The organism is Burkholderia sp. SIMBA_051 (assembly GCF_046534915.1).
Lineage (GTDB): Bacteria > Pseudomonadota > Gammaproteobacteria > Burkholderiales > Burkholderiaceae > Burkholderia > Burkholderia ambifaria.
In genome coordinates this window covers 1-248 of record NZ_JAWRXS010000673.1, presented here as the reverse complement: position 1 = coordinate 248, position 248 = coordinate 1, and the positions used below count along the sequence as shown (strand labels likewise).

At 62.1% G+C, this 248-nt stretch carries 1 pseudogene; it reads right to left on the bottom strand.

Annotation, left to right across the window (positions count from 1 at the left end):
* Positions 1 to 95: 95 nt before the first annotated feature.
* A pseudogene (locus SB771_RS36160) lies at positions 96 to 248 on the bottom strand (LysR family transcriptional regulator); the annotation flags it as partial.

Below are 248 nucleotides of genomic sequence, written 5' to 3'. Positions count from 1 at the left end.
GCCGTGGCCGGCAGCCGCGCTGCGAGATCCATCATGTTATGACATAACGGCAGCGGCGTCAGCGGACAACGCGCGCGGTGTGCAGAAGTACAACGTCAAGGGAACGAGCCATCGCCCGTGTCGTCGCCGCCCAGGCGTTCCTGACAAAAATCAAGATACGCGCGAACGATCGACGACGGATGCCGGTGCGACGGATACAGCAGATTGATCTCCTGCAAGGGCAACGGGTAATCGGGCAGGAGCGCGAC